18 protein-coding genes are annotated in these 24701 nt (G+C 63.2%); 7 read left to right on the top strand and 11 right to left on the bottom strand.

What is annotated here, in order from left to right; all coding sequences use genetic code 11:
- The first annotated feature begins 85 nt into the window (after positions 1–85).
- Entirely contained in the window at positions 86–787 is a 702-nt protein-coding gene (locus tag M0D67_RS36305; protein ID WP_266241934.1) for a copper homeostasis protein CutC, read from the top strand.
- Positions 788–904: 117 nt separating this feature from the next.
- On the opposite strand, the gene M0D67_RS36300 is transcribed toward M0D67_RS36305, so the two are convergent.
- From M0D67_RS36300 to M0D67_RS36260, 9 genes are all read right to left on the bottom strand, one after another.
- On the bottom strand, positions 905–4492 hold the full coding sequence (locus M0D67_RS36300; protein WP_266241933.1) for an indolepyruvate ferredoxin oxidoreductase family protein: 3588 nt from the start codon (positions 4490–4492) through the stop codon (positions 905–907).
- A gap of 228 nt (positions 4493–4720) precedes the next feature.
- Positions 4721–5692 carry an ion channel gene (locus tag M0D67_RS36295; protein ID WP_154558839.1) on the bottom strand — a complete coding sequence of 324 codons (972 nt, stop codon included), beginning with the start codon at positions 5690–5692 and terminating at the stop codon, positions 4721–4723.
- Positions 5693–5959: 267 nt separating this feature from the next.
- Positions 5960–6205, bottom strand: coding sequence for a hypothetical protein (locus M0D67_RS36290; RefSeq protein WP_074285658.1), 246 nt, complete (start codon positions 6203–6205; stop codon positions 5960–5962).
- Positions 6206–6266: 61 nt separating this feature from the next.
- Positions 6267–6497, bottom strand: a complete 231-nt coding sequence (locus M0D67_RS36285; protein WP_154558838.1) for a hypothetical protein — start codon at positions 6495–6497, stop codon at positions 6267–6269.
- Positions 6498–6631: 134 nt separating this feature from the next.
- Positions 6632–7549, bottom strand: a complete 918-nt coding sequence (locus tag M0D67_RS36280) for a carbohydrate kinase (RefSeq protein WP_266241927.1) — start codon at positions 7547–7549, stop codon at positions 6632–6634.
- Between the two features lie 5 nt (positions 7550–7554).
- Positions 7555–8829, bottom strand: a complete 1275-nt coding sequence (locus M0D67_RS36275) for an AGE family epimerase/isomerase (RefSeq protein WP_266241925.1) — start codon at positions 8827–8829, stop codon at positions 7555–7557.
- Positions 8826–9812: a LacI family DNA-binding transcriptional regulator gene (locus M0D67_RS36270; RefSeq protein WP_154558835.1), complete on the bottom strand. Its 987-nt coding sequence runs from the start codon at positions 9810–9812 to the stop codon at positions 8826–8828. The genes M0D67_RS36275 and M0D67_RS36270 overlap by 4 nt, the downstream gene beginning before the upstream one ends.
- Before the next feature lie 240 nt (positions 9813–10052).
- Positions 10053–11906 (bottom strand): phosphodiesterase, encoded by a 1854-nt coding sequence (locus M0D67_RS36265; RefSeq protein WP_266241923.1) that lies wholly within the window; start codon positions 11904–11906, stop codon positions 10053–10055.
- A 276-nt stretch (positions 11907–12182) separates the two neighbouring features.
- Positions 12183–13211, bottom strand: a complete 1029-nt coding sequence (locus tag M0D67_RS36260; RefSeq protein ID WP_171925103.1) for a bile acid:sodium symporter family protein — start codon at positions 13209–13211, stop codon at positions 12183–12185.
- 553 nt (positions 13212–13764) lie between these two features.
- Between M0D67_RS36260 and M0D67_RS36255 the strand changes: the two genes are divergently transcribed.
- From M0D67_RS36255 to M0D67_RS36240, 4 genes are all read left to right on the top strand, one after another.
- Positions 13765–14313 carry a hypothetical protein gene (locus M0D67_RS36255; protein ID WP_266241965.1) on the top strand — a complete coding sequence of 183 codons (549 nt, stop codon included), beginning with the start codon at positions 13765–13767 and terminating at the stop codon, positions 14311–14313.
- A gap of 565 nt (positions 14314–14878) precedes the next feature.
- Positions 14879–15967 carry a porin gene (locus tag M0D67_RS36250; protein ID WP_171925104.1) on the top strand — a complete coding sequence of 363 codons (1089 nt, stop codon included), beginning with the start codon at positions 14879–14881 and terminating at the stop codon, positions 15965–15967.
- 216 nt (positions 15968–16183) lie between these two features.
- Entirely contained in the window at positions 16184–17122 is a 939-nt protein-coding gene (locus M0D67_RS36245; RefSeq protein ID WP_171925105.1) for a LysR family transcriptional regulator, read from the top strand.
- A gap of 64 nt (positions 17123–17186) precedes the next feature.
- The gene (locus M0D67_RS36240; RefSeq protein WP_266241920.1) at positions 17187–20777 is read left to right on the top strand and encodes a methylmalonyl-CoA mutase family protein; all 3591 of its coding nucleotides are present in this window, start codon (positions 17187–17189) and stop codon (positions 20775–20777) included.
- A 136-nt stretch (positions 20778–20913) separates the two neighbouring features.
- On the opposite strand, the gene M0D67_RS36235 is transcribed toward M0D67_RS36240, so the two are convergent.
- The gene (locus M0D67_RS36235) at positions 20914–21873 is read right to left on the bottom strand and encodes a nitronate monooxygenase family protein (RefSeq protein WP_154558828.1); all 960 of its coding nucleotides are present in this window, start codon (positions 21871–21873) and stop codon (positions 20914–20916) included.
- Positions 21874–22196: 323 nt separating this feature from the next.
- Between M0D67_RS36235 and M0D67_RS36230 the strand changes: the two genes are divergently transcribed.
- Positions 22197–23087 (top strand): alpha/beta fold hydrolase, encoded by an 891-nt coding sequence (locus M0D67_RS36230; RefSeq protein ID WP_266241919.1) that lies wholly within the window; start codon positions 22197–22199, stop codon positions 23085–23087.
- A gap of 75 nt (positions 23088–23162) precedes the next feature.
- On the opposite strand, the gene M0D67_RS36225 is transcribed toward M0D67_RS36230, so the two are convergent.
- The gene (locus M0D67_RS36225) at positions 23163–23633 is read right to left on the bottom strand and encodes an Lrp/AsnC family transcriptional regulator (protein WP_093644768.1); all 471 of its coding nucleotides are present in this window, start codon (positions 23631–23633) and stop codon (positions 23163–23165) included.
- A 114-nt stretch (positions 23634–23747) separates the two neighbouring features.
- Here M0D67_RS36225 and M0D67_RS36220 point away from each other — a divergent pair, with 114 nt between their 5' ends.
- Positions 23748–24647 carry a DMT family transporter gene (locus tag M0D67_RS36220; protein WP_097391023.1) on the top strand — a complete coding sequence of 300 codons (900 nt, stop codon included), beginning with the start codon at positions 23748–23750 and terminating at the stop codon, positions 24645–24647.
- Positions 24648–24701 lie beyond the last annotated feature (54 nt).

The following is a 24701-nucleotide window of genomic DNA, read 5'->3' as shown; positions in this document are numbered from 1 at the left end:
TGAGCGGCGGTCCTCATGGCCCAGATTGGCGGGACGCGCGGCGGTTCTGAGATCATGTCGTTTTTAACGACCCACAGCCGCGCTTATGTCAGTCCTACTTGAAGTCATCGCCACGACCGTTGCCGACGCCCGGCTTGCCGTGCAGGCCGGTGCGAACCGTCTTGAACTCGTCACCGCGATGGGCGAGGGCGGTTTGACGCCGAGCCTTGGGTTGATCGAGGCGGTGGTTGCCGCGAGCGCCGTACCCGTCAACGTGATCGTGCGACCGCATAGCCGCTCGTTCGTGTACGACACTGACGACTACGCCGTGATGCTGCGCGACGTGCGTGCAGTCAAGGCGGCGGGCGCGAACGGCGTGGTGATCGGCATGCTGACGGCGGATGGCGAGATCGACCGCGAAGGCCTCGCACGTGCGATCGATGCGGCGGATGGCTTGGCTATCACCTTCCATCGTGCGTTCGACGAAACGCGTGATCTGCAGAAAGCGCTCGACGTGCTGCTCGGTTTCGACGCCGTGACGAATGTGCTGACCTCGGGCGGCAAACCTTCCGTGCTGCAGGCAGAGTCGATCGTGAGTGAGCTGGTACGGCAAGCGGCCGGCTCACATTGCACGGTGCTGGCGGGCGCGGGTTTGACCATCGATGCAGTAGCCGGCTTCGTGAGCGCGACGCAAGTTCAAGCGGTTCACTTCGGTTCGGGTGTGCGCGTTGGCGGCAACGGTCTTGCGCCCGTCGATGCGGCGAAAGTCGCGCAGGTGAGGGCGCTACTGGACACAAAGCGTGGCTGATTCGTCAGGAAGATAATCAGCGCTATTGGGCACAACGCGGTGCAAATCCACCAGGCAAAAAAATGCCGCTTCGAGGTTCAACCCGAAGCGGCATTCTTCATCTACGGAGCGAAAGAATTACTTCGCGACGACCACCGGAATCCCGCGCAACTGCCCGGCGCCCTTCATCTCTTCCAGCGACTTCTTCACCGATGCGCTGGTCGCTGCTTCGATCTGCAAGCGCGCCGCGAGATCGCGCTCGCCGCGCTTCACGCCCGCCAGATTCGCCAGCTTCACGTGACCATAACCGCGTACACGCGCATGCAGATCGGCGAGCTTCGCGACGTCTTCCAGATTGTTCGCGTTGAGCTTTGCGAACGCGCGTTGCAACGTCGTTTCGTAATCGCCGGCGAGTTCGCGCTCCATCTTGCGTTCCAGCGTGCGGCCGAACGGATCGAACATCGTGCCACGCAAGCCGCTGAATTTCGCCATCACACCCAAAACCGGCCACATCCATTGACCGAAGGTTTTCTTGGTCGGATTCACTCCCGGTTGAGGACGCGTGAGCGTCGGCGGCGCGAGGTTGAACTTGATGCCGAAGTCCTTGCCCGCGACACCTTCGAATTGCGCTTCCAGTGCTTCGCGGAAGGCCGCATCCGTATGCAGGCGCGCCACTTCGTATTCGTCCTTCACCGCGAGCAGACGATAGAACGTCGTCGCCACGGCACGCGTGATGCGCTCGCCCTTTGCATCGACCGCGGTTTCGGCACGGCGTGCCGCATCGACCAACGTGCGATACCGCTGCACATAACTCGCGCCACCGTACGTTTGGAGACGACCCTCGCGATGCGCGATCAGTTCGTCGAGCGTATCGACGCGCACCGTCTGCTTCGCCAGATGCCGGGCTTGCCACAGCGATTCGAGCGCAGCGGGGTCTTCCGCAGCAACACGCCCGATCGAAAACGCCAGTTGATTCATCTGCACCGCGACGTTGTTCAATTCGATCGCGCGCATCATCGCGGCGAACGACACGGGCACGAGGCCAAGTTGCCAGGCGTAACCGAGCATCAGAATGTTCGCGCCGATGGTGTCGCCGAGAAAACGCGTCGCGAGCGCCTGGGCGTCGCACGTCGACATGCGATCGTCGCCTGCCGCGTGGCGCATCTTGTCGATCAACGCGTCGGCATGCAGCGTCGCGTCCGGGTTCTGCACAAAGGTCGCGTTCGGAATCGCATGCGTGTTGACTACGATGCGCGTGCGGCCATGACGCACCGTCTGCAAGGCATCGGCACTCGCGCCCACCACCATATCGCAGGCGAGCAGCACGTCGGCCTGTTGCGTGTCGATACGCACCTGATTGAGCCACTCGTCGCGCGCGGCGAAGCGCACGAACGACAACACCGAGCCGCCCTTTTGCGCGAAGCCCATGAAGTCGAGCACCGACGCGCTCTTGCCTTCCAGATGCGCGGCCATGCTGATCAATGCGCCGACCGTCACGACACCCGTGCCGCCAACACCGGTCACCAGAATGTCGTAAGGCGCGGCATCGAGATGCGTCGCGGGAATCGGCAAGGCGTCGACGCGCGCGGCGAGCGCGGCCGGATCGAACGCGGCGCCCGCGGCTTTCTTCAGCTTGCCACCTTCCACCGTGACGAAGCTCGGGCAGAATCCGTTCACGCAGGAATAGTCCTTATTGCACGACGATTGATCGATGCGGCGCTTACGCCCCAACGCTGTCTCAAGCGGCTCGACCGACAAGCAATTCGATTGCACGCCGCAATCGCCGCAGCCTTCGCAAACTTCCTCGTTGATGAAGAGACGCTTGTCCGGATCGGGAAACTCACCTTTTTTCCTGCGACGCCGTTTTTCAGCCGCACAGGTCTGGTCATAGATCAGCACGGTCACGCCGTCGATATCGCGCAACGCGCGCTGCACCGTGTCCATTTCGCTGCGATGGTGGAACGTCGTGCCTTTTGGGAAGATGTCGTGATGGCCGTCGTATTTCTCCGGCTCGTCGCTGACCACGACGAAACGCGACACGCCTTCGGCTTCCACCTGACGCGCGATCTGCGGCACCGAGATGCTGCCGTCGACCGGCTGGCCGCCCGTCATCGCGACGGCATCGTTATAGAGGATCTTGTAGGTGATGGTGGTGTTCGCGGCCACCGCCTGGCGGATCGCGAGAATGCCGGAGTGAAAGTAGGTGCCGTCGCCGAGATTCTGGAATACGTGGCGCGTTTTCGTGAACATCGAATGCGAGGCCCAATCGACCCCTTCGCCGCCCATCTGAATCAAACCGGTAGTGTCGCGTTCCATCCACGACGCCATGAAGTGACAGCCGATCCCCGCATGCGCGATCGAACCTTCAGGCACTTTGGTCGACGTGTTGTGCGGGCAGCCCGAGCAGAAATACGGCGTACGTTTCACGCTATCCGCCGCATTCGAAAGGATTTGCGGCGCCACCAGATCGACCACGCGCTCGCGACGATCGAGCGCCGGCTTGTGCTTCGCGAGCCAGTTCGCGAACACCGGCAGAATGCGCGACGGCCGCAATTCACCTAGCGACGACAGCAGCAGCGTGCCGTCTTCGGCGTTCTTGCCGATCACGATCGGCCGCGTGCCTTGCGTGCGGTTGTACAGATAGTCTTTGATCTGCTGCTCGATGACCGGGCCTTTCTCCTCGATCACCAGCACTTCGGACAAACCGGACACGAACGCGTCGATGCGCGTCATCTCCAGCGGGAACGACAAGCCGACCTTGTAAATGCGCACGCCGGCCGCTTCCAGATCGGCGACCGTCAGATCGAGCCGGCGCAGCGTTTCCATCAAGTCCAGATGCGCCTTGCCGCACGTGACGATGCCGACGTTCGCATGCGGACTCGGCGCGATCCATTTGTCGATGCTGTTGGTGCGCGCGAAATGACGGACCGCGTCGAGCTTCGCGTGCATCCGCGCTTCGATCGTGAGACTCGGCAGATCGGGCCAACGGTTATGCAAGCCGCCGCTGGGCGCTTCGAAATCCTGCGGAACCGTCCATTCGGTTTGCAACGCATCGAGGTCCACCGTCGAACCGGATTCGACCGTTTCCGAGATCGCCTTGTAGCCGACCCACGCACCCGAGAAACGCGACAGCGCCCAGCCGTACAGGCCGAACTCGAGCATGTCGGCAATGTTCGACGGATTCACCACCGGCATATGCCATGCCATCAACGCGAAGTCGCTCTGATGCGGCATCGACGACGACACGCAGCCGTGGTCGTCGCCCGCCACCACCAGCACGCCGCCGTGCGGCGACGAGCCGTACGCGTTGCCGTGCTTCAGCGCATCGCCCGCGCGATCCACGCCGGGGCCTTTGCCGTACCACATCGCGAACACGCCTTCGACGGTGCGTTCCGGGTCCGATTCCACCCGCTGCGTACCGAGCACCGCGGTGCCGCCCAGTTCTTCGTTGATCGCGGGCAAAAAGCGAATATCACTCGCCGTGAGCAGTTTCTTCGCTTTCCACAACTGCTGGTCGACCATGCCGAGCGGCGAGCCGCGATAGCCGCTGATGAAGCCGGCGGTGTTCAGGCCCTGCGCGCGGTCGACTACGCGTTGCATCAGCGCGAGGCGCACCAGCGCCTGCGTGCCGGTCAAGAAGATCCGGCCGCGCGTGGCGGTGAGGTTATCGGACAGCTTGTAGTCGGCGAGAGCGGGCGTGCCGTCGATGGGCAGGCGAGGGGTCATGGGTGAGTCTCCAATGTTTTGCATCCGCGTGCCGTGGGGTGGGGGCCACAAAAGGCGACGCGGCGAAAGAGACTCTATTTTTTAGCGCCAATTGGAGTGAATTTTTTCTACTTGGCGAGGCGTTCAACGAAACAGCGCGACGGGGCGCGCGTTTTAATGAAGTTTTGAGATGGATCTGCTGCGCGATGGACGGGTTCGGGTATGCCCTGGTGCGTTTCAGTCCTGTTTTTACGGCGCGGGCGCCTTCGCCATAGGCGCGGAGACAGGTGCTGAATCGAGCGGCACGACCTCGTCGAAATGCGAGTAATCGATGTGACTCACGCCGCCCTCGTCACGCATGATGTCGGCGAAACGGTGTTGCCAGCGGATCTGCTCACAACGCCACATATGGCGCGCCTGCATGGTCTGCGAGGTCGATTCGTCGACCCCTTCGAGCGTGAGCCACAGCGACGCATCATGGCCCTTGAGCGTTTCGGCGGTCTCGCCAAATAGCGGACTGCTTTCGTCGATGACGTGCATCATGACCCAGCCCAGTTTGAACACGGGATGCTGGTCGCGCACCAACGTCAAGTCGTAGAGCTTGCGCAGCGTATAACCTTCGGTGGAGGTTTCCAGTCGCATGAGGCGGAGTTTCGCCCGCGCTTCGGCGATCACGTTTTGACGCGCGTTGGCGGCACGCACCATCAGCGTCATGCGGCCCTCGTACGGCCATACGACCGCGTAGCGGGCGAACATGATCTTGGCGTGCGGACGTGAGAAGCGCGCGAAGATCAGCCCGGTCGCCAACGCGATGCTGGACATGCCGACAAAGATCTCCAGTGTTGCGATCCAGTGGGCGTAAACCGTTTGCGGGTGCATGTCGCCGTAGCCGACCGTCGCGAGCGTTTCGACGCTGAAGAAAAACGCGCCGCTGAAGCCTGCCGGAAACTGATTGGCGATCGGTGCGTTGCCGAGCATGTAGAGCGCGGCAAACACGGTGTTGAGCAGCAGGAACAAGACCCCGAGCGAGACGAAAAACGTCGGCCAGCGGACCATGAGTGCGCGGTGATAGAGATCCTGCCAGAGCGGCGTCGGCATGCCGTGCGCGATAACGACGCGATCATCCAGGCGCAATTCCCGGCTGCCGCGCGTACGAGGTTTCTGCGCACGCGTTTCGTCGTCGCCGATGCTGGAAAGATGGTCTGGTGATTCGGTCGCCATCGCGTGCCCGTGGAGAGGAAGAACGCGTAAAGCGTAGCACGCCGGTTAGCGCGCGGAGGGGGATTGTCGGCGCGCTGAAGGGACGTTGGAGAGCGTGCCTCAACGGCAGGTTGCACAGACGTCGAGGTAGCACATCGACGGCGTGTTGCACGGGCGCCGAGGCGGCGCTTCCAACACCCGCCTGCGGTACTTTGGGCGAGCGTGCGGGAGATGCGGCGATTCCGCTCGCTTGACGCACACGCCTCTACCAATGCGCCCGCTGAAGGTCTACGGAAACGCCCTCGGTTTTGGAATGCCGGCGCCGTGTTCGATGTCGTCGACGCCTTGCTGGTGCGCTGCTGCGATAGCTTCGGCTTCATCCGCGTAGCCGTTGTCGCCGCCGACGGTGGTCCACGGCTTGACGGCTTTCTCGCGATGCCGGATTTCGTATTCCGCGTCCCAGCGTGCGCCGTTGAGTTCGAGAGGGCGGACGTGAATCGAGTACACGCCGTAGAGGAAGAGCTGTTCAGCCATGATCGCCTCCAGCCGGTTGATTTAGAAGCGGCGCTGTGCGATGGACGCAGCGCCGGGTTGCCTAGAGTTCGATTTCCCCGAGGATGCGGTGCGCGAGCGCCTTGGCTTCCTCGAGGGCTTCCTCGGGCGTGGACGAAGTGGCTTCGACTTCGTAGACCGTGGTCTCCTGGTCCGTGCTTGCTTCGCCCTCGTCGCGGGAAAGCGTAACGATGCCCTGCCACGTGTCGCTTTGCACTTCTCTTATCGAGGCGGTGGCCGTGTAGATACCTTTGGTGTAGGTGATGTCATCCATGGCGACGCTCCTTCTTCCAAAGGGTTGGGTTTTTTCATCCTAGCACGATGACCGGGGTTCGGTTTTTCGGCTACGCGGCGCGTATTGTTGGCAACCGATGTCGACAACAATACGCGCCGCACAAGGCAAAAAAACTACAGCAGCGCCACAACCTCATCCAAAGAAGGTGCATGCGCGCCAGCATGGCGGCACGCCGCGGCGCCGGCGGCCAGAGAAAAGGCCAGGTGCTCCGGCCACGCTCGCTGCGGTGCGGTCATCAAGCTGAACAGCAGACCGCCAATCGAGGCATCCCCCGCTCCAACCGTATCGATAACTTCCACTCGTGGTGGCCGGGCCTCTACAACCATCGCGCCGTCGATCAACATGGACGTCTCCGGTCCACGCGTGACCAGCACGGTGGCGGCGGGATTCATCGCCCGCAACTGCGCAAGTGCGCCGGCCTCGTCGTCCGTCTTGAACAGCATGCGCAAATCTTCGTCCGACACCTTGATCAGATCAGCCAGCGCGGCCATCTTCCGCAATGTGGGCTCGTAGCCATGCTCCATCAGATTGCGGTAATTCGGATCGAAACTGATCTTCACGCCGCGCGAGCGCAACTCGGCGGCCAGCGCGGCAAGCGTGTCGCCAAGCGGCTGACGCACCAGGCTGATGCAGCCAAAATGCGCCCACTTCACCTGCCCGATCCAGCCAGCCGGCAGGCGCGTCGGATCGAACGCCAGATCGGCGCCGTTTTCACCCATGAAAAAGTATGCCGGTGGATGCGTTTGATGAACGATCGCCAGCAGAGGTGGGCGCTCCACGCGCTGCATGAAGCGCATGTCGAGCCCTGCGGCGACGCTTGCGTTCCACAGTTCGTCGGAGAAGTTATCGACGCCCAGTGAGCCGGCACACGCCGTCGGCAAACCGAGCCGCGCCACGCAGCGCGCGACGTTCCAGCCGGCGCCGCCAGGACGCGAGAGCCATTGCGAGGCGCCGGTCCGCACGAGATCGGTGAGGATGTCGCCGGCCGAGACGAAGAAGGGGAATTCGGTGTTTGCGCTCAAGTTGCTCATTTTGCTTACTCCGCGGATTCGGACGCAGCGGCCGCGCCGTCAGGCAGTGCGTGCGCCAGCACCTCGTAGCACGCGCCCATCGTGTGATAGTCGGTCTTGCCGGCGGGACTCTTTTCGTCGCTGTACTTACGGTTGTCGCACGTGAGGATGCGGTACCACGCGCCATACTTGTGATCGACGAAATGCGCCCAGCTATAGCGCCAGATCTCGTCGTACCAGTCCCAGAAACGCTCGTTGCCGGTGCGCTTGGCGAGCAGCGCCGCGGTCGCGAAGGTCTCTGCCTGGACCCAGAAATACTTGTCGTGGTCGCACACGGTGCCGTCCGGGCCGAAGCCGTAATAGAGGCCACCGTGGTCTTCGTCCCAGGCATGCGTCATCGCGGCGTCGAATAGCTCAATCGCGCGCGGCAGTAGCCACGGCAACGGACGATAGCGCTCGAGAATCAGCAGCAGCTTGGCCCACTCGGTTTGGTGCCCAGGCTGGAAGCCCCACGGACGGAAGATGTTCGAGCTGTCTTCCTCGTTGTAATGCCAGTCGACCGACCAGTCCGCGTGAAAGTGCTCCCACACGAGGCCTTGCGAGAGCTTCGCCTGACGCAGCGTGATGTTCGACGCCAGCCGTTCCGCGCGGTCGAGATAGACGAGGTGCCCGGTCGCCTCGTGCGCTGTCAGCAGCGCCTCGGTGGTGTGCATGTTCGCGTTCTGGCCGCGGTACGAACTGACGCGCCAGTCGGGTGTCGCCTCGTCAGCATAGAGGCCGGCGGCGGCGTCCCAGAAGCGGTGTTCCATCAACTCGAAGGTCGCGCCGATCATCGGCCTGGCTTCCTCGATGCCGGCCATCGCCGCATGCGAATACGCGAGCAGCACGAATGCGAGGCCGTAGCAGTGGCGCGTTGCGTCGAGCGTGTGTTTCTTGCCGTCGCGCCATTCGAGCTCCCAGTCGTAGCCTTCGTGTTCGGCGTCCCAATGCGCTTCGCGCAGGAAGCGCAAACCGTGGCGCGCGTACTCGAGATGCTGTGGGTCGCCGAACTGACGATAGGCCATCGCGTAGTTGTAGATGTAGCGGCACGTGCTCACCAGATGCCGCGTGGTCTTGTCGTAGACGGAGCCGTCGTCGCGGAAGAAATGGAAGAAGCCGCCGCTCGGATCGAGCACGTTCGGCGCGTAAAAGTGCAGCGTGTCCTGCACATGAGCGATCAGAAAATCGCGGCTGCGAAAGCTGTCGACGGGCGGCGCCGCGGCGGCGCCGTTGGCGGGGTGAAGCGGATCGGATTGCGTCATGGCGTTTTTACCAAAGTACTGGCACGGGCAATGAGATGGACGGGCAAGCGGACTTCGAGTTCAGCGGGTGTATCTTCAAGCAGCAACTCGACGCCGCGCCGGCCGAGCGCTTCCTTGTCGACCGAAATGGTCGACAAGGGCGGCGTGGCATGCGCGGCGGCGGGAATGTCGTCGAAGCCGATGATGGCAATATCCTCGGGCACGCGGATGCCGCGCGCGAGGCACGCACGCAGCGCGGCGAGCGCTGCGGCGTCGTTGTAGGCGAATACGGCGTCGGGCCGCGGGCCGGGTGCGTCGAGCAACTGGTGCATCGCGCGTGCAGCGCCGGTGTCGGGATCGAGGCCTGCGTCGATCGTGAGTTCCAGCGATGGGTCGAACAACAAGCCCGCTTCGAAAAACGCGCGCCTGTAACCGAGCGCGCGCTGGGCGATGCTGAAGTGCGCGAGCGAGCCGCCGATGAACGCGACGCGCTTGCGCTGCTGTTCGAACAGATGCCGCATGGCGAGCGTGGCGCCCGCGGCGTTGTCGAGGTTCACCGAGCGCAGGCCGGGCGCCCACAGGTCGATCAACACGAGCGGGCGTTGCATCGCCACCAGTGTGGTCAGCGTTTCGGGCTCCACGAAACCGGCGATCGCTACCGCGTCCGGCGCATGCAGACGCATCTGCTGGATCACGTCTTCGGTCGGACCGGCGGTCAGCACGGAAGGCACGATGCCGCGTTCGCGGCACGCGTCTTCCACGCCATGCAGCACGTGCGAAAAGAACGGGCTGACGGCGAAATTGTTGTGCTGACGGTGCAACAGAAAGGTGAGACGGCGGATGCGCGGCCGCAACTGGGCGGCGTCATAGCCGAGCTGCCGCGCCGCTTCGACCACGCGTTCGCGGGTGGCCTCGGAAAGGCCGGGCTGATTCTTCAATGCGCGTGAGACGGTGCCGATCGACACGCTGGCCGCGCGGGCGACGTCGCGGATGGTTGTGGCCATCGAATGAAGCGGCCGCAAGTGGGGCGGCCGCACGGTGTTTGGGTTCGGCCGATTGTATAGTAAAACGTGGCTAAAACAGCCTCGTGAACGTGTGATCCGTACCCGGAAATACCCGTAGACAGTGCTGCTGGCCTGATTTATGTTGTTTAGTAAAATAAACTAAACAAGGCGTGGGCGTGGGCGTGGGCGTGGGCGTGGGCGTGGGCGTGGCTTGGCTTTGGCGTGGGCGCGCCAGCGCACTCAGTCGACGGCCATCGCCGCCATGTCGGCCTGTCCGCGTAACAGCACCACGCTCTCATCCGCGTCGATCAGCACGAAGCCGCTCGTCTCGTGCTTCGCGCGCCGCTTCGCCAGCGCCGCGACGGACGCGATTTCCTCGCTGCTGTAAAACGACGGCCCGCCGTCCGACTCGACGCGCACGCAGCCGATGGCCATCGTCACGAAGCTGAAGAAGGTCGGATTGCCGCGCCGGTCTTCACCGTGGATGCCGCCGGCCAGCCGGTCGGTGGGCGCGTAGAAGCGCTGCGCGCCTTCGTTGAACAGGTGAATCGCGCGCAGTACGCGCTCCTGCCAGTCCTCGCTCTGGAACAGGATCAGAAAGTCGTCGCCGCCGACGTGACCCAGGAAATCGCGGGTCGGGTCGCAGACGTCGGCGAGTACGGCGGCAGCGAATTTCAACACCTCGTCACCTTGCCAGTAGCCGTACTGATCGTTGAAGGGCTTGAAGTGGTTCAGGTCGACGTAGCACGCGTAGAAGCCCGCGTCGTTGCCCAACAGGCGGGCGATGTGCGAGCTGATCGGGATGTTGCCCGGTAAGAAGGTCAGTGGGTTCGCATAGCGCGCGGCTTCGATGCGCACCTCGGTCACCGCGCGCACCAGCTTCTCGCCGGTGCCGAGACCGGCGTATTTGCCGTGGTTGTCGGTGATGACGAAGCCGTCGGCGAGATAACGCTGATCGTCGCTTGCAAGAAGTTTGGCCATCTGTTCGACGGTCATCGATTGCTCGATGATCACCGGCGACGCGTTCGCAAACTGCAGGCATGGCCGCTTGCCGAACAGCTCGCGGTGGTAAGGCAGCGCGTAGCGGTCCATAAAGCTGCGGCGGTTGATGAGCGCAACCGGCTCGTCGTGTTCGACCACCGCTACCGCATGCAGATCGGGCAGGCGGTTGAACAGTTCGAGCACGTCGTTGTTGGTCGCGTGGCGCGGCAGCGCGGGCGCATGCACCATCATCTTCGCCGATGCCATGCCGCCCGACGGCGACGCGCTGCTCGCTGTGCGCGTGGTCTCCGGGAATACGGCGATGTGACCGGCGCGCAGTGCGTCGCGGGCGTCGTCGGTGACGCTACTGGCCGGCTGGGCATGCGGCCGGCCGAAGAAAAACCCCTGCCCGCAGCCGATCCCCATGTCGCGCACCACGATCAGATCTGCTTCGTCTTCGATGCCTTCGGCCACCAGCCGCGCGCCGCTTGCGTTGGCGAAGTGCTGCATCGCGCGCACGGCTTCGAATTTCCGCGAGTCGCTGGAGATGCCGTGGATGAAGAAGCGGTCGATCTTCACGACGTCCGGTTGCAGGCGCACCCAAAGATTCATGCTGGCGTTCGCGGTGCCGTAATCGTCGAGCGCGAACTGCGCGCCGGCCGTGCGCAACGTCGAAATCACCGGCAGGAAGCTGGCGACATCCAGAATCGTGCTTTGCTCGGTCAACTCGATCACGATCCGTTGCGGATCGACACCGCGACGACGCAGCAGCGCGAGCGTGTCGTCGTGCGCGTCGGCCAACTGACGGATTGCTCCCGCGCTGAAATTGAGAAACAGCTTGCCGTCGAAATCGAGCTTCGCGAACGCGTTGATGCAGGTGCGCGCGGCGGCCTGCTCGAGTTCAAGCGCGCAGCCCTCGGCGAGCGCTTGCGAAAACAGGGCGAACGGCGTTTCGAGCGGTGTGCCGGCGGGGCCACGGATCAGACCTTCGTAGCCGAGGATCGCGCCGTCGTCGAAATCGATGATCGGCTGGAATACGGCGGACAAGTCACGCCGGGCGATCAACTCCTCGATACGCGGCGTAGCGGATCGGGAGGGCGAACGAGGTTGCATGGCAGTTAGGCGTAGCGATCGACCTTCGTCTTATCGACCCATTCAGCCTGGAGTTAAGTGAAGTTTCAGTGACGCGTTGCACCGAGGTGGTGCGTCGCGGCCTTGGGCCAGCTGGCGACGGTTGTGCCACGACCAGGACTTTGCCTATGCCATCCGGCTGAGGCGACAGCGGCGGCGTTTGAGCGTGAAATAACAAAAAAGCCGCACGAGGCGGCTTTCTTCAAATGACGCTCAGGGAGGGCGCTTATGAATGTCCTGTTTGCATTGCGCGCGTATTCAACGTCGCGCGACAGCGGCGGCGGGCCGCTCGCGCGGAGCCGCGCGGGTTTCGCCGCTGGTGTCGCGAGCCCCCCAGCGCTGCGCGAGCGCGGCGCACACCATGAGCTGGATCTGGTGGAACAGCATCAGGGGCAAGACCACGGCGCCCACCGCATGCGAGGCGAAAATCACTTTGGCCATCGGTACGCCGGCGGCGAGGCTTTTCTTCGAACCGCAGAAGATGATCGTGATCTGGTCGGCGCGGTTGAAGCCGAGCCGCTTGCTAACCAGGATCGTCACGCCCAGCGCGAGCGCGAGCAGCACAACGCTGATCAACAGCAGGCCGCCAAGTGCGGACAGCGGGATCTGGTGCCACAGGCCTTCGTCAACGGCCTCGCTGAACGCGCCGTACACCACCAGCAGGATCGAGCCCTGGTCGACGAACTTCAGTACGCCGCGATTACGCTCGATCCATTTGCCGATCAGCGGGCGCAGCAACTGCCCGGCCACGAACGGCACCAGCAGTTGCAAAACGATGTTGCCCACCGTATGCCACGGCGAGGCGCCGCCGCTCGCAGCCTGATTGGTGACGACGAGGCTGACGAGCGCGGGGGTGATGAAGATGCCCAGCAGGCTCGAGGCCGACGCGCTGCATACGGCCGCCGGCACGTTGCCTTTGGCAATGGACGTGAACGCGATCGACGATTGAACCGTCGACGGCAGCGTGCAGAGGAAGAGGACCCCCGCGTAGAGCGCCGGCGTGACAAGTGGCGAAAGGAGCGGTTTAAGCGCGAGGCCGAGCAGCGGAAACAGCGCGAACGTGCTGAGCAGCACTACCAGATGCAAACGCCAGTGCGTCGCGCCCGCAACGATCGCTTCGCGTGAGAGCTTGGCGCCGTGCAGGAAAAACAGCAGGCCGACCGCAACGTTCGTCACCCAGTTGAACCCGACGGCGGCCTGCCCGTGAACCGGCAGGAGGCTGGCAAGGATCACGGTGCCCACGAGGCACAAGGTGAAATTGTCGGGAAGCAGTTTCGGGCGAGCCATGGCGGAATCTCGATTCGGTGATGCGGAAAGCAGGGCGCGCGAATCTGCCCGCCTCAGGCTATGGGAAACGGCTATTGTTGTTGAAAACCGATTGAATATGCAAATTCATTTACCGAATCGATTAATGAGCGTCGCGCATCAGATCGTTGCCTCGGCGGTCTCACGCCCGGGCCGGCGGGCAGTTCCAGTATTGGTGACCGTATCTGTTTGGTCCACCGCCGTTTTGACAATCCGGCAAAAAACCGGCTTGGATTCGTCATACTCAGGGACCCTCAGCGGATCTTGCAAAGGCCGCTCGAGCAAGCTGTTTCAAGGCTTTCGCGCAAGGACACTGTCGCGGAAAAACGTCGCAGTAACAAGGTGTTACAACAGCGGTCGAGGCCTAACACTTTTTGGCTCGACACCCTTTGCCGACACCCATAAATTACGCTCAAAGGCCATCGGGATGCCCCGCGCCGCGACAGATACGCAGCGCTCGTGCCGGTCCCAGAACAAGTCCATCGCAGCTCGAACGGTGGGCTTCAGGCAGGTCTTCGGGCATGTGAGTCACTTGGTGGACGGGTTGTCGAGAACGAAGCACTGGGCGTTGGGCGCGGTTATCACTGCGCTGTGCTCGTTCGCCTATGCAAAAGTGCCTGGCGTACCGCACGGCGGCGGTGGTGGCGGTTATTCGCATGCCGCCACGGGTCACGCAATGCGCGGTGATGCGCGCAACGGCGGCTATTACTATGGCGCCGCCAATGCGAGACCGGCTCGCAACAACATGGCCGAGAGCAACGCGCACTCGCCGCGTGGCGGTTCGAACTTCGCCCCCGGCAACTACGCCAACGGCTTTGGCGGCTACAACCCCGGCATGCATCGTGTCACCGGGCCGGCCGGATATCCTAACGACAGCCGCGGCGGCATGCAGTACGCCGGCGCTATCACGCCTGTCAGCACCGAATCGCGCGCGGTGCCGCGTCCGCCGCCCAACGCGCCGGTTCGCGCCGGTTCGATTCGCGCCGATGTCGCCCGCTACAACGAAGAGCGCGGCGCCCCGCGTGCAGTGCAGCGCCAAGGGGACGACCCGCGTCAGCAGGAAGGTTCGCCGTACCGTAACTAATGGCAGCATGGGAGTCTTGCTCCCGCGCAATGTGGTCTAACGCCGCTCCTCGTCGTACCTCTCGTCTCACCGATTTTCCCTCCCATGCTTCGCCGAATCCGCTTCTCCGGCTTTCAAACCGGTTGCTGTGGTATTGCGCGTCGCTGCCGTCCAAAAAAGCCCCTGTCAATGTGACGTTTCGACACCACACTTTTTTGAAAACATTCGGCAGCAAACCGTCTCCCGTCGTCAAATTTGATCGTTTTCGCCGCGGCGCGTCATCCGCATGTCATTTGAACCGTTATCACCCAGTCGGGCGCAATGTCAGTAACGCTTTGCGCGGAACCGCAAAGTCCGCGGCGATGCAGTGACGACGTACACGGCCACCGCTTTATCAGGCCGATAAGTGGCAAAACTAATCAGATCGCTATACCCGCAATAACCCACGATATTTTTGTCCATAAAAATGGTCCGCAAAGATGGTCCCGCCCAGATTGGCTCGATGAACGAACGGACAACAACAATCATTCGCGCGAGCTTCCCCTTTCGCACAGCTACACCTTTTTTGACAAAGACAGGAGAATCCATGAAAACAAGCATCAGCAGTGCGCTGAAGACCACCCTCAAGGCAACCGCGTGTGCCGCCCTGCTGGCCAGTGCATCGTCTGCTTTTGCGCAATCGAGCGTGCAACTCTACGGTCAGGTCGACGAATGGGTCGGCGCGCAGAAATTCCCGGGCGGCAAGACGGCGGTCCAGGTGTCCGGTGGCGGCATGTCGACGTCGTACTGGGGCTTGAAGGGGGCTGAGGATCTGGGCAACGGCTACAAGGCGATCTTCACGTTAGAAGGCTTCTTCCGTGCGCAGAACGGCCAGTTCGGCCGCTTCCAGGGCGACACGATGTTCTCGCGTAACGCGTACGTCGGTATCGAATCGCCGTACGGCACGGTGACGGCAGGCCGTCTGACCACGCCGCTGTTCGTGTCGACGATTCTGTTCAACCCGTTCATCGACTCGTACGTGTTCTCGCCGATGGTGACCCACGTGTACCTCGGGCTGGGCACGTTCCCCACGTACTCGACGGATCAGGGCGTGACAGGCGATTCGGGCTGGAACAACGCGGTGTCGTACTCATCGCCGAACTTCAACGGCCTGTCCGCGACGGCGATGTACGCGCTCGGCAACACGGCGGGTCAGAACAGCGCGAAGAAGTGGAGCGGCCAGGTGCTGTACTTCCACGGCCCGTTCGCGGCGACCGCGGTGTACCAGTACGTGAACTTCAACAATGTGCCGGTCGACCTCGGCAGCTTCAATACGTCGGGAGTTCCGGGCCTGAAGAGCCAGAGCGTGGCGCAAGCCGGCGTCTCGTACGACATGAAGTTCGTGAAGTTCTTTGGGCAGTACATGTACACGTATAACCAGCAAACCATTTCGAGCTGGCACGTGAATACGGCGCAGGGTGGCGTGTCCGTGCCGGCCGGCCCGGGCACGGTGATGGCGTCGTACGCCTATTCGCGCGACGGCGGCGGCTTCGACCAGACCCGCCAGACGGCTGCAGTCGGCTACGACTATCCGCTGTCCAAGCGCACGGATATCTACGCGGCTTATATGTACGACAAGATTACCAGCCAGTCGAGCGGCAACACGTACGGCGTCGGCCTGCGCGCGAAGTTCTAAGCCTCTGGGGGCAAAGCATGCGGCGCCTGCGAGCAGGTACCGCGCGATGCCAACCCTGCCGAACCAGGCAATACCAGTAAAGCCCACCTTCTCCGGAAGGTGGGCTTTACTGCTTCTGGCGTCCGTTTTTCGCGCCCGCGTCCATCCGATTTGCCGCCCAGTCTTTGATAAACCCGGCAAAATGGCGCCGATTGATTCCTGAGGCGAGCGATTGAGATGGATACCCTTGTCAGCATGAAAGTGTTTCGCCATGTGGTCGAAGTCGGCAGCTTTGTCGGCGCGGCCGAGCGGATGGAGATGTCGGCGGCAATGGCGAGCAAGCACGTGATGCACCTTGAGCAGCAACTCGGCGCGCGTTTGCTGAACCGCACGACGCGCCGGGTCGCGCCGACCGAGGCGGGTCGCGAATACTACGAGCGCTTGAGCCAGGTGCTTAGCGAACTCGAAGAAGCCGAGCAGGTGGTGGGTGCGGCGAGCGTCGTGCCACAAGGGCGCTTGCGGGTGTCGTCGCTGTCGGCATTCGGCTTGAGCCATGTGATGGCCGCGGTGGCCGACTACGCCGCGCAGTATCCGCAGGTCACCGTGGACATAACCCTGTCCGACCGCGTGGTCGAACTGATCGACGAAGGCTTCGACGTCGCGATCCGGGCTTCACCGAGCGGGCTGAAGTCGTCTTCGCTGATCGCGCGTCAGATTGCGACCGCCCATCTCGTGCTGTGCGCATCGCCGGCCTATCTGCGCCGGCACGGCACGCCAAAGACCGTCGCCGATCTGGCGCGTCACAACTATCTGCAATACGCGGGCGTGGCTCCCCTGGAAGTCGCGACCGCGACCGGCAACGGCACGCCGCGCGTGCGCCTCACCGGCAACCTGATCGTCAACCACCTGGAAGCGCAGCGCGTGATCGTGCTGCAAGGCGCGGGTATCGCGATGCTCGGCACCGAGGTGATCGGCGACGATCTGGCCACGGGGCGTCTGGTGCCGCTGCTGGTGGACGACGTGCCCCCACGCGAGTTGCCGATCCACGTCGTGTACGCGAGCCGCAGGCATCTGTCGGCCAAGGTGCGTTCGTTTGTCGACTTCCTGGCCGAGCGGTTCGCGAACGAATCGCTGTGGCCTTCGCTCGAGCAGATCAAAGCGCTCGCGGTGCGGTAGGCGCCTCACCCCGTTTAGCTATACTGGTTGCCAGCACCCATACGCATAACGATCTGGGGGAGACATGACCGATCTGTCCACGCCGCAGCGCGCCGGTGGCCACAAGCTGCCCGCGGGCCGACGCCTGCGTTTCGTCACCGCCGCTGCCTTGTTCGACGGACACGACGCATCGATCAACATCATGCGGCGCATCCTCCAGGCGAGCGGCGTAGAGGTGATCCACCTCGGCCACAACCGCTCCGTCAATGAAGTGGCCACCGCCGCGCTGCACGAAGACGCCGACGGCGTCGCCGTGTCCAGCTATCAGGGCGGCCATAACGAATACTTCCGCTATCTCGTCGACCTGTTGCGCGCGCGCGGCGGCGAGCGCATCAAGGTATTCGGCGGCGGTGGGGGTGTGATCGTGCCTGACGAGATTACCGAGCTCGGGCGTTATGGCGTCGAGAAGATCTACTCGCCGCATGACGGCCAGCGGCTCGGCCTGCAAGGCATGATCGACGACATGATTGCGCGCTGCGCTGAGGTGGCGCGCGCTGCGGCCGCCGTACGGGAGAGTCCGGTTGGCGAGTGGATGGCCGATTTGTCGGCGAGTGGGCTGCCGCGTTTCGAGCCGCGCGCAGCGTCGCACGTCGAGACACGGACTGACGATCACGGCAACGCGCGCGATGTTTCCGGCAAGGGGCGGCAGGCGGGTGGAGGGCTCCAAGGCAGCCAGATCGACGGCACCATCGGCATCGCCAGCACCGCCGAACAACCAGACCCTGCAGACTTCACCTTCCGCCGCCTTGCGCAACTGGTCAGCGCGTACGAAGCGGGCCGCGTCAAATCAGCCGAGCAGGAAATACTATCGGTCCTCGCCGAGGCGGTCGCGGTCCCCGTCCTGGGCATCACCGGCACCGGCGGCGCCGGCAAATCCTCGCTCACCGACGAACTGATTCGCCGTTTTCGACTCGACTATGGCGACGCACTCACCATTGCCGTGCTGGCCATTGATCCGTCGCGTCGAAAATCCGGCGGCGCGCTTCTCGGCGACCGCATCCGCATGAACGCGATCGGTGATTGGGGCGGCGGCGCGCGCGTCTATATGCGTTCGATGGCGACGCGTGACGCATCGAGCGAAATCACGAGTTCGTTGGAAGACGTGCTCAAGCTGTGCAAGGCCGCGGGCTTCGATCTGATCATCGTCGAAACGTCCGGGATCGGGCAGGGCAATGCGGCGATCGTGCCGTTTGTCGACGAATCGCTGTATGTGATGACGCCGGAGTTCGGTGCGGCGAGTCAGTTGGAAAAAATCGACATGCTCGACTTCGCCAGCTTCGTCGCGATCAACAAGTTCGACCGTAAAGGTGCGCCGGATGCGTTGCGCGATGTCGCGAAGCAGGTGCAGCGCAACCGTGGCGACTTCGCGAAGGCGCCCGACGCGATGCCGGTGTTCGGCACGATCGCCTCGCGCTTTAACGACGACGGCGTGACCGCGCTGTATCAGCACGTTGCCGAGGCGCTGCGCACGCACGGTCTGCGCTCGGGCGGCGGCCGCCTGCCGGTGCTCGACAACCTGCGCTTTTCGAGCGGCCGCAACGCCATCGTGCCGCCGGCACGCGTGCGCTATCTGGCGGATGTCGCGCAGACTGTTCACGCGTATCGCGAGCGTGCCGACGCGCAAGCGCGGGTGGCGCGTGAGCGCTGGCAACTTTCAGAAGCGCGCCGCATGCTCGCCGAAGCTGATGCAGGTGCAGGCACAGGCACAGGCACAGGCACAGGCACAGGCACAGCCTTCAATGCCGCTACCGCTCCTTCCGCAGGCTCAGACTCAAATGCCTCTGCGAACGCCGCGAACACGCCCCAAACCCAACTCGACACACTCATCGCCCAACGCACCGCCGCCCTCGGCGAACGCGAACGCAAACTCCTCAAAACCTGGCCGCAAACCGTGGCCGCCTATTCCGGCGACGAACACATCGTCCGCGTACGCGACCGCGAAATGCGCACCGCGCTCACCGTCACGACACTATCCGGCTCCAGGGTCCGCAAAGTCGCGCTGCCGAAATTCGTCGACCACGGCGAAATCCTGCGCTGGCTGATGCTCGACAATCTCCCGGGCTACTTTCCGTTCACTGCCGGCGTGTTTCCGTTCCGCCGCGAAAACGAAGACCCGACACGGATGTTCGCCGGCGAAGGCGATCCGTTCCGCACCAACCGCCGGTTCAAATTGCTCTCCGAAGGCATGCCGGCCAAACGTCTTTCGACAGCCTTCGATTCGGTCACGCTCTACGGCGAAGAGCCACACGAGCGCCCCGACATCTACGGCAAGGTGGGCAACTCGGGCGTCTCCGTCGCGACGCTCGACGACATGAAAACGCTCTACGACGGCTTCGATCTGTGCGCGCCAGAGACGTCGGTGTCGATGACGATCAACGGGCCGGCGCCGACGATTCTCGCGATGTTCTTCAACGTCGCGATTGATCAACAGATCGCCCGTATGGTGCAGGAGCAAGGTCGTCCGCTCACGGAGGGCGAACTCGCCGCCGCTCGCCGCACAGCGCTGGAAAACGTGCGCGGCACCGTACAGGCCGACATCCTGAAGGAAGACCAAGGCCAGAACACGTGCATCTTTTCGACCGAGTTCAGCCTGAAAGTCATGGGCGATATTCAGGCGTACTTTGTCGATCACGGCGTGCGCAATTTCTATTCGGTGTCGATCTCCGGCTATCACATCGCCGAGGCGGGCGCGAACCCGATCTCGCAACTCGCCTACACGCTCGCGAACGGCTTCACCTATGTCGAGGCGTATCTCGCGCGCGGCATGTCGATCGACGACTTCGCGCCGAATCTGTCGTTCTTCTTTTCGAACGGCATGGACCCGGAGTACACGGTGCTCGGCCGTGTCGCGCGACGCATCTGGGCCATTGCAATGCGCGAACGCTACGGCGCGAACGAACGCAGCCAGAAGCTCAAGTATCACGTGCAAACCTCGGGCCGCAGCCTGCACGCGCAGGAAATCGACTTCAACGATATCCGCACCACGCTGCAGGCGCTGATCGCGATCTACGACAACTGCAATTCGCTGCACACCAATGCATTCGACGAAGCGATCACCACGCCCACCGAAGATTCGGTGCGCCGCGCGGTGGCGATCCAGTTGATCATCAACCGCGAATGGGGGCTGGCGAAGAATCAGAATCCGAATCAGGGCAGCTTTGTGATCGAGGAGTTGACCGATCTGGTGGAAGAAGCGGTGCTGGCGGAATTCGATCGGCTGACCGAGCGCGGCGGCGTGCTGGGCGCGATGGAAACGGGCTATCAGCGCGGACGGATTCAGGACGAGTCGATGCTGTACGAGCATCGCAAGCACGACGGCTCGTATCCGATCGTCGGCGTGAACACGTTTTTGAGCGCGCATCCGCATGAAGCGCCGCAGCCGATCGCGCTCGCCCGCTCCACCGACGAGGAAAAACAGAGCCAGTTGAAACGCCTGCGCGATTTTCAGGCGCAACACCGTGACGACGCACCCGCGGCGCTTGAACGCTTGAAGCGCGCAGTGATCGACGACGACAACGTGTTCGCGGTGCTGATGGACGTCGTGCGCGTCTGCTCGCTCGGGCAAATCACGCACGCGTTGTTTGAAGTGGGCGGGCAGTACCGCCGCAATATGTGAAGTTTGGGCGCGAGCCAGTACGCACGACCCACATGTGAGGCCCGCTCAAGGGACCTTGCATAACGCCTGGGTGTAAGTACCGTACATGCTGCGGCTCCAGAACCGAGAGCCGCAGCAAAACACCTTAACAAGCCACTTACCGCGCAATCCCCAACCGCGCTTTCGCGTCGTCATATTCCTGCGTCAAACGCCGAACCAGCTCACCAACGCTCGGCACGTCGTCCATCAGACCGACGCCCTGGCCTGCGCCCCAGATGTCCTTCCACGCCTTCGCCTTGTCGCTGCCGAAGTTCATCGCGGTCTTGTCCGATTCCGGTAGCGCCTCCGGGTCCAGCCCCGCATTCACGATACTTTCGCGGATGTAGTTGCCGTGCACGCCGGTGAACAGGTTCGTGTAGATGATGTCCGACGCCGTGGAATTGACGATCGCCTGCTTATAGCTGTCGACCGCGTGAGCTTCCTTAGTCGCGATGAAACGCGTGCCCATGTAGGCGAGGTCCGCGCCCATGGCCTGCGCGGCGAGAATCGAGCCGCCGTTGGCGATCGAGCCGGACAGCACGATCGGGCCGTCGAACATGCGCCGCACTTCGCCGACCAGCGCGAACGGCGAGGTCGTGCCCGCGTGGCCGCCGGCGCCCGACGCCACCAGGATCAGTCCGTCGACACCCGCTTCCAGGGCCTTCTGCGCGTGCCGCAGGTTGATCACGTCGTGCAGCACGATACCGCCGTAGCTGTGCACCGCGTCGACGATCTCACGCGCCGGTGCGCGCAGGCTGGTGATGAAAATCGGCACCTTGTGTTCGACGCACACACGCACGTCGTGCTCGAGCCGCGTATTCGACTGGTGGACGATCTGGTTGACGGCGATCGGCCCGATGACCGCGTCGGGATTAGCCGCCTTGTGCTCGGCGAGCTGTGCCTGAATCTGCGTCAGCCATTCGTCGAGCAGTTCGGCCGGGCGAGCGTTCAGCGCGGGGAACGAACCGACGATACCGGCCTTACATTGAGCTAACACGAGTTCGGGATAGCTGACGATGAACATCGGCGAAGCGACGACGGGCAGCGCGAGTTTTTGCAGGACGGCGGGCAATGCCATGGTGCGAGTCTCCTGATGAACGGACCGGTGCGGTGTAGAGCGCCCGGCGGTAGTGAGTTTAGCGGCCCATGGCCTGTGGTGCGTCGAGACTGAACAGCAGCCGTGCTGCCGCTGCAATCCCACCACGCATTTGCCACGCGTTTGCCATGACCGCCCGGAAATTTAAGAACGATCGTTCGATTATAGGCGAAGCTGCCGGATCGTGTCCGTTTGGAACAGTTGGAAGGAGTGTTCAGGTTCTATGCTTGCGTGGGCTATCCCACCCCGCATCGACACATTGCGCTTCTACAATGGTTTGACTCCCAAACGACAAGAGACCCGCTATGGCCTTCGAGGATTTCACGCCCTTTCGTGTCGCCGTGGGCGACGTCGATATTTTCGGAGTGAGGGGCGGGGCAGGGCCGCCCCTGCTGTTGTTGCACGGTCACCCGCAGTCGCATCTGATCTGGCAGCGGTGCGCGGCGCAACTGGCGGAGCACTTCACCGTCATTGCCACCGACCTGCGTGGCTACGGCGCCTCGGGCAAACCGCCCAGCGACCCTGACCACACACCGTATTCCAAACGCGCGATGGCCGCTGATCAGGTCGCCGTGATGCGCAACTTCGGCTTCGAACGATTCCTCGTGTGCGCCCATGATCGCGGCGCCCGCGTCGCGCACCGGATGGCGCTCGATCATCCCGACGCCGTCGAGCGGTTGATGCTGCTCGACATCGCGCCGACGCTCGCGATGTACGAAGCCACCGACCGCGCCTTCGCGACACACTACTTCCACTGGTTCTTCCTGATCCAGCCAGAGCCGCTGCCAGAGACGCTGATCGGCGCGAACCCGGCCGCGTATGTCGATGCGGTAATGGGCAGCCGTCACGCGGGCCTCGCGCCGTTCGCGCCCGAAGCGCTTGACGCTTATCGCAGCGCGCTGGCGCAACCCGGCGCCGTGCATGCGATGTGTGAGGACTACCGGGCGTCGGCGAGCATCGACCTCGAACACGACCGTGCCGACATCGAGCGCGGTCACAAGATCGGCTGTCCGCTGCGTGTGTTGTGGGGCGAGCAGGGGGTGATCGAGAAGTGCTTCGACGCGCTGGCGGAATGGCGTCACGTCGCGCGGGACGTGAGCGGGCGCTCATTGCCGTGCGGGCATTACATTCCTGAAGAGGCGCCGGACGAACTGGTAGCGGAAATGCTGTCGTTCTTCGAGGCGGTCGAGCAGTAAGTGGCTTCGTTCGGCTCGCAACGCTGCCGCCGTTCGTTCACGCGCGAGGTGACGCGGCACGGCCGTGCGTTCCGCTCAGCCTAGCGGCGGCAAGCGGCGCGCGACCGGCGTCGACTTGACGATGGCGGTGCTGGTCTCCGCGCGCTCGGTCACCTTCGAGAGAATCTCGTCGAGCTGCTCGATCGAATGCAGGTAGAGGCGGCAGATGAAGCAGTCGTCGCCCGTCACCTTGTCGCATTCGACAAACTCCGGAATCCGCCGGATCACGTCTTCCACCAGATGCAACTGCCCGGGCAAGGGCTTCACGCGCACGATTGCCTGCAGCGTGAAGCCGAGCGCGCGCGGATCGATCTGCACGGTGAAGCGCTCGATCACGCCTTGCGCTTCGAGCCTGCGGACGCGTTCGGCCGTACTTGGCGCCGAGAGGCCAACCCGGCGCGCCAGTTCGCTGACCGGCTGGCGGGCGTCCGCCGCCAGCGCGGCGAGCAGGGCGCGGTCGGTTTCATCGAGCGTTGCGGGTGTGGCGGGAGCAAGGCGTTTGGTCATGACGGCCTTCGATTATTAGGTTTCTTCGCAGGATGACTTAAGTTTAGCCCTGTATTCGGGCGATCGGATTAATTACACTGCTTCTCATGCAGGAATCAATTCGAGGATCGAAACATGGCGTCAAATGAGATTCGCCGCGGCGCGGCGGAAATGACCATGGCCATGCTGATGTCCGGCACCATCGGCTGGCTGGTGGTGTCGTCGCAGCAGAGTCCGTTCAATGTGGTGTTCTTTCGCTGTATTTTCGGCGGCGCGACGCTGGCGCTCGTGTGCGCCGTGCTAGGCCTGTTCAGGCGCAAGCTCTTTTCATGGAAGATGCTCGGCCTCGCGCTGCTCGGCGGCGCGGCGATCGTCATCAACTGGGTGCTGCTGTTCGCGGCCTATTCACGGGCTTCGATCTCGATGGCGACCGCCGTCTACAACACGCAGCCGTTCATGCTGGTCGCGCTTGGCGCGCTGGTGTTTCGCGAGCGCGTCAGCGCGTCGACGGTGGCCTGGCTGGTGGTCGCGTTTATCGGCCTCGTGTTCGTGGTGAAGGTCGAGCCGGCGGTGTTGGCGGTGCCGGGCCAGTATCTGGTTGGTGTCGCCTATGCCGTGGGCGCGGCGGCGATGTATGCGGTCTCGTCGATTATCACGAAGCGCCTGAAGGGCACGCCGCCGCACCTCATCGCGCTGATCCAGGTGTCGCTCGGTGTCGTGATGCTGGCGCCGTTCGTGCGCTTCGATGCGCTGCCGACCAACGGTGTGCAGTGGCTCGAATTGATCGTGCTGGGTATCGTCAATACGGGGCTCATGTACGTGCTGCTCTACGGCGCGATCCAGAAGCTGCCGACTTCGATGACCGGCGCGTTGTCCTTCATCTATCCGGTGGTGGCGATCATCGTCGACCGGGTTGCGTTCGGACAGACGCTCGCGTGGATTCAGGTGCTCGGTGCGGTGCTGATCCTGCTCGCGGCCGCCGGCGTGAATCTCGGCTGGCGGATCGTGCCGCAGAAACGCCTGTCTTCGACCTGATGGAATGGCTGGGATGCCGATGGATCAGCCGGCAATAGTACGGATTCCGGAGCA

Origin of the sequence: Paraburkholderia sp. SECH4, assembly GCF_030511745.1 — a bacterium.
Taxonomy (GTDB): Bacteria; Pseudomonadota; Gammaproteobacteria; order Burkholderiales; family Burkholderiaceae; genus Paraburkholderia; species Paraburkholderia madseniana.
Note: the sequence above shows the minus strand (reverse complement) of the source record. Positions and strands in the feature narration are given on the sequence as shown.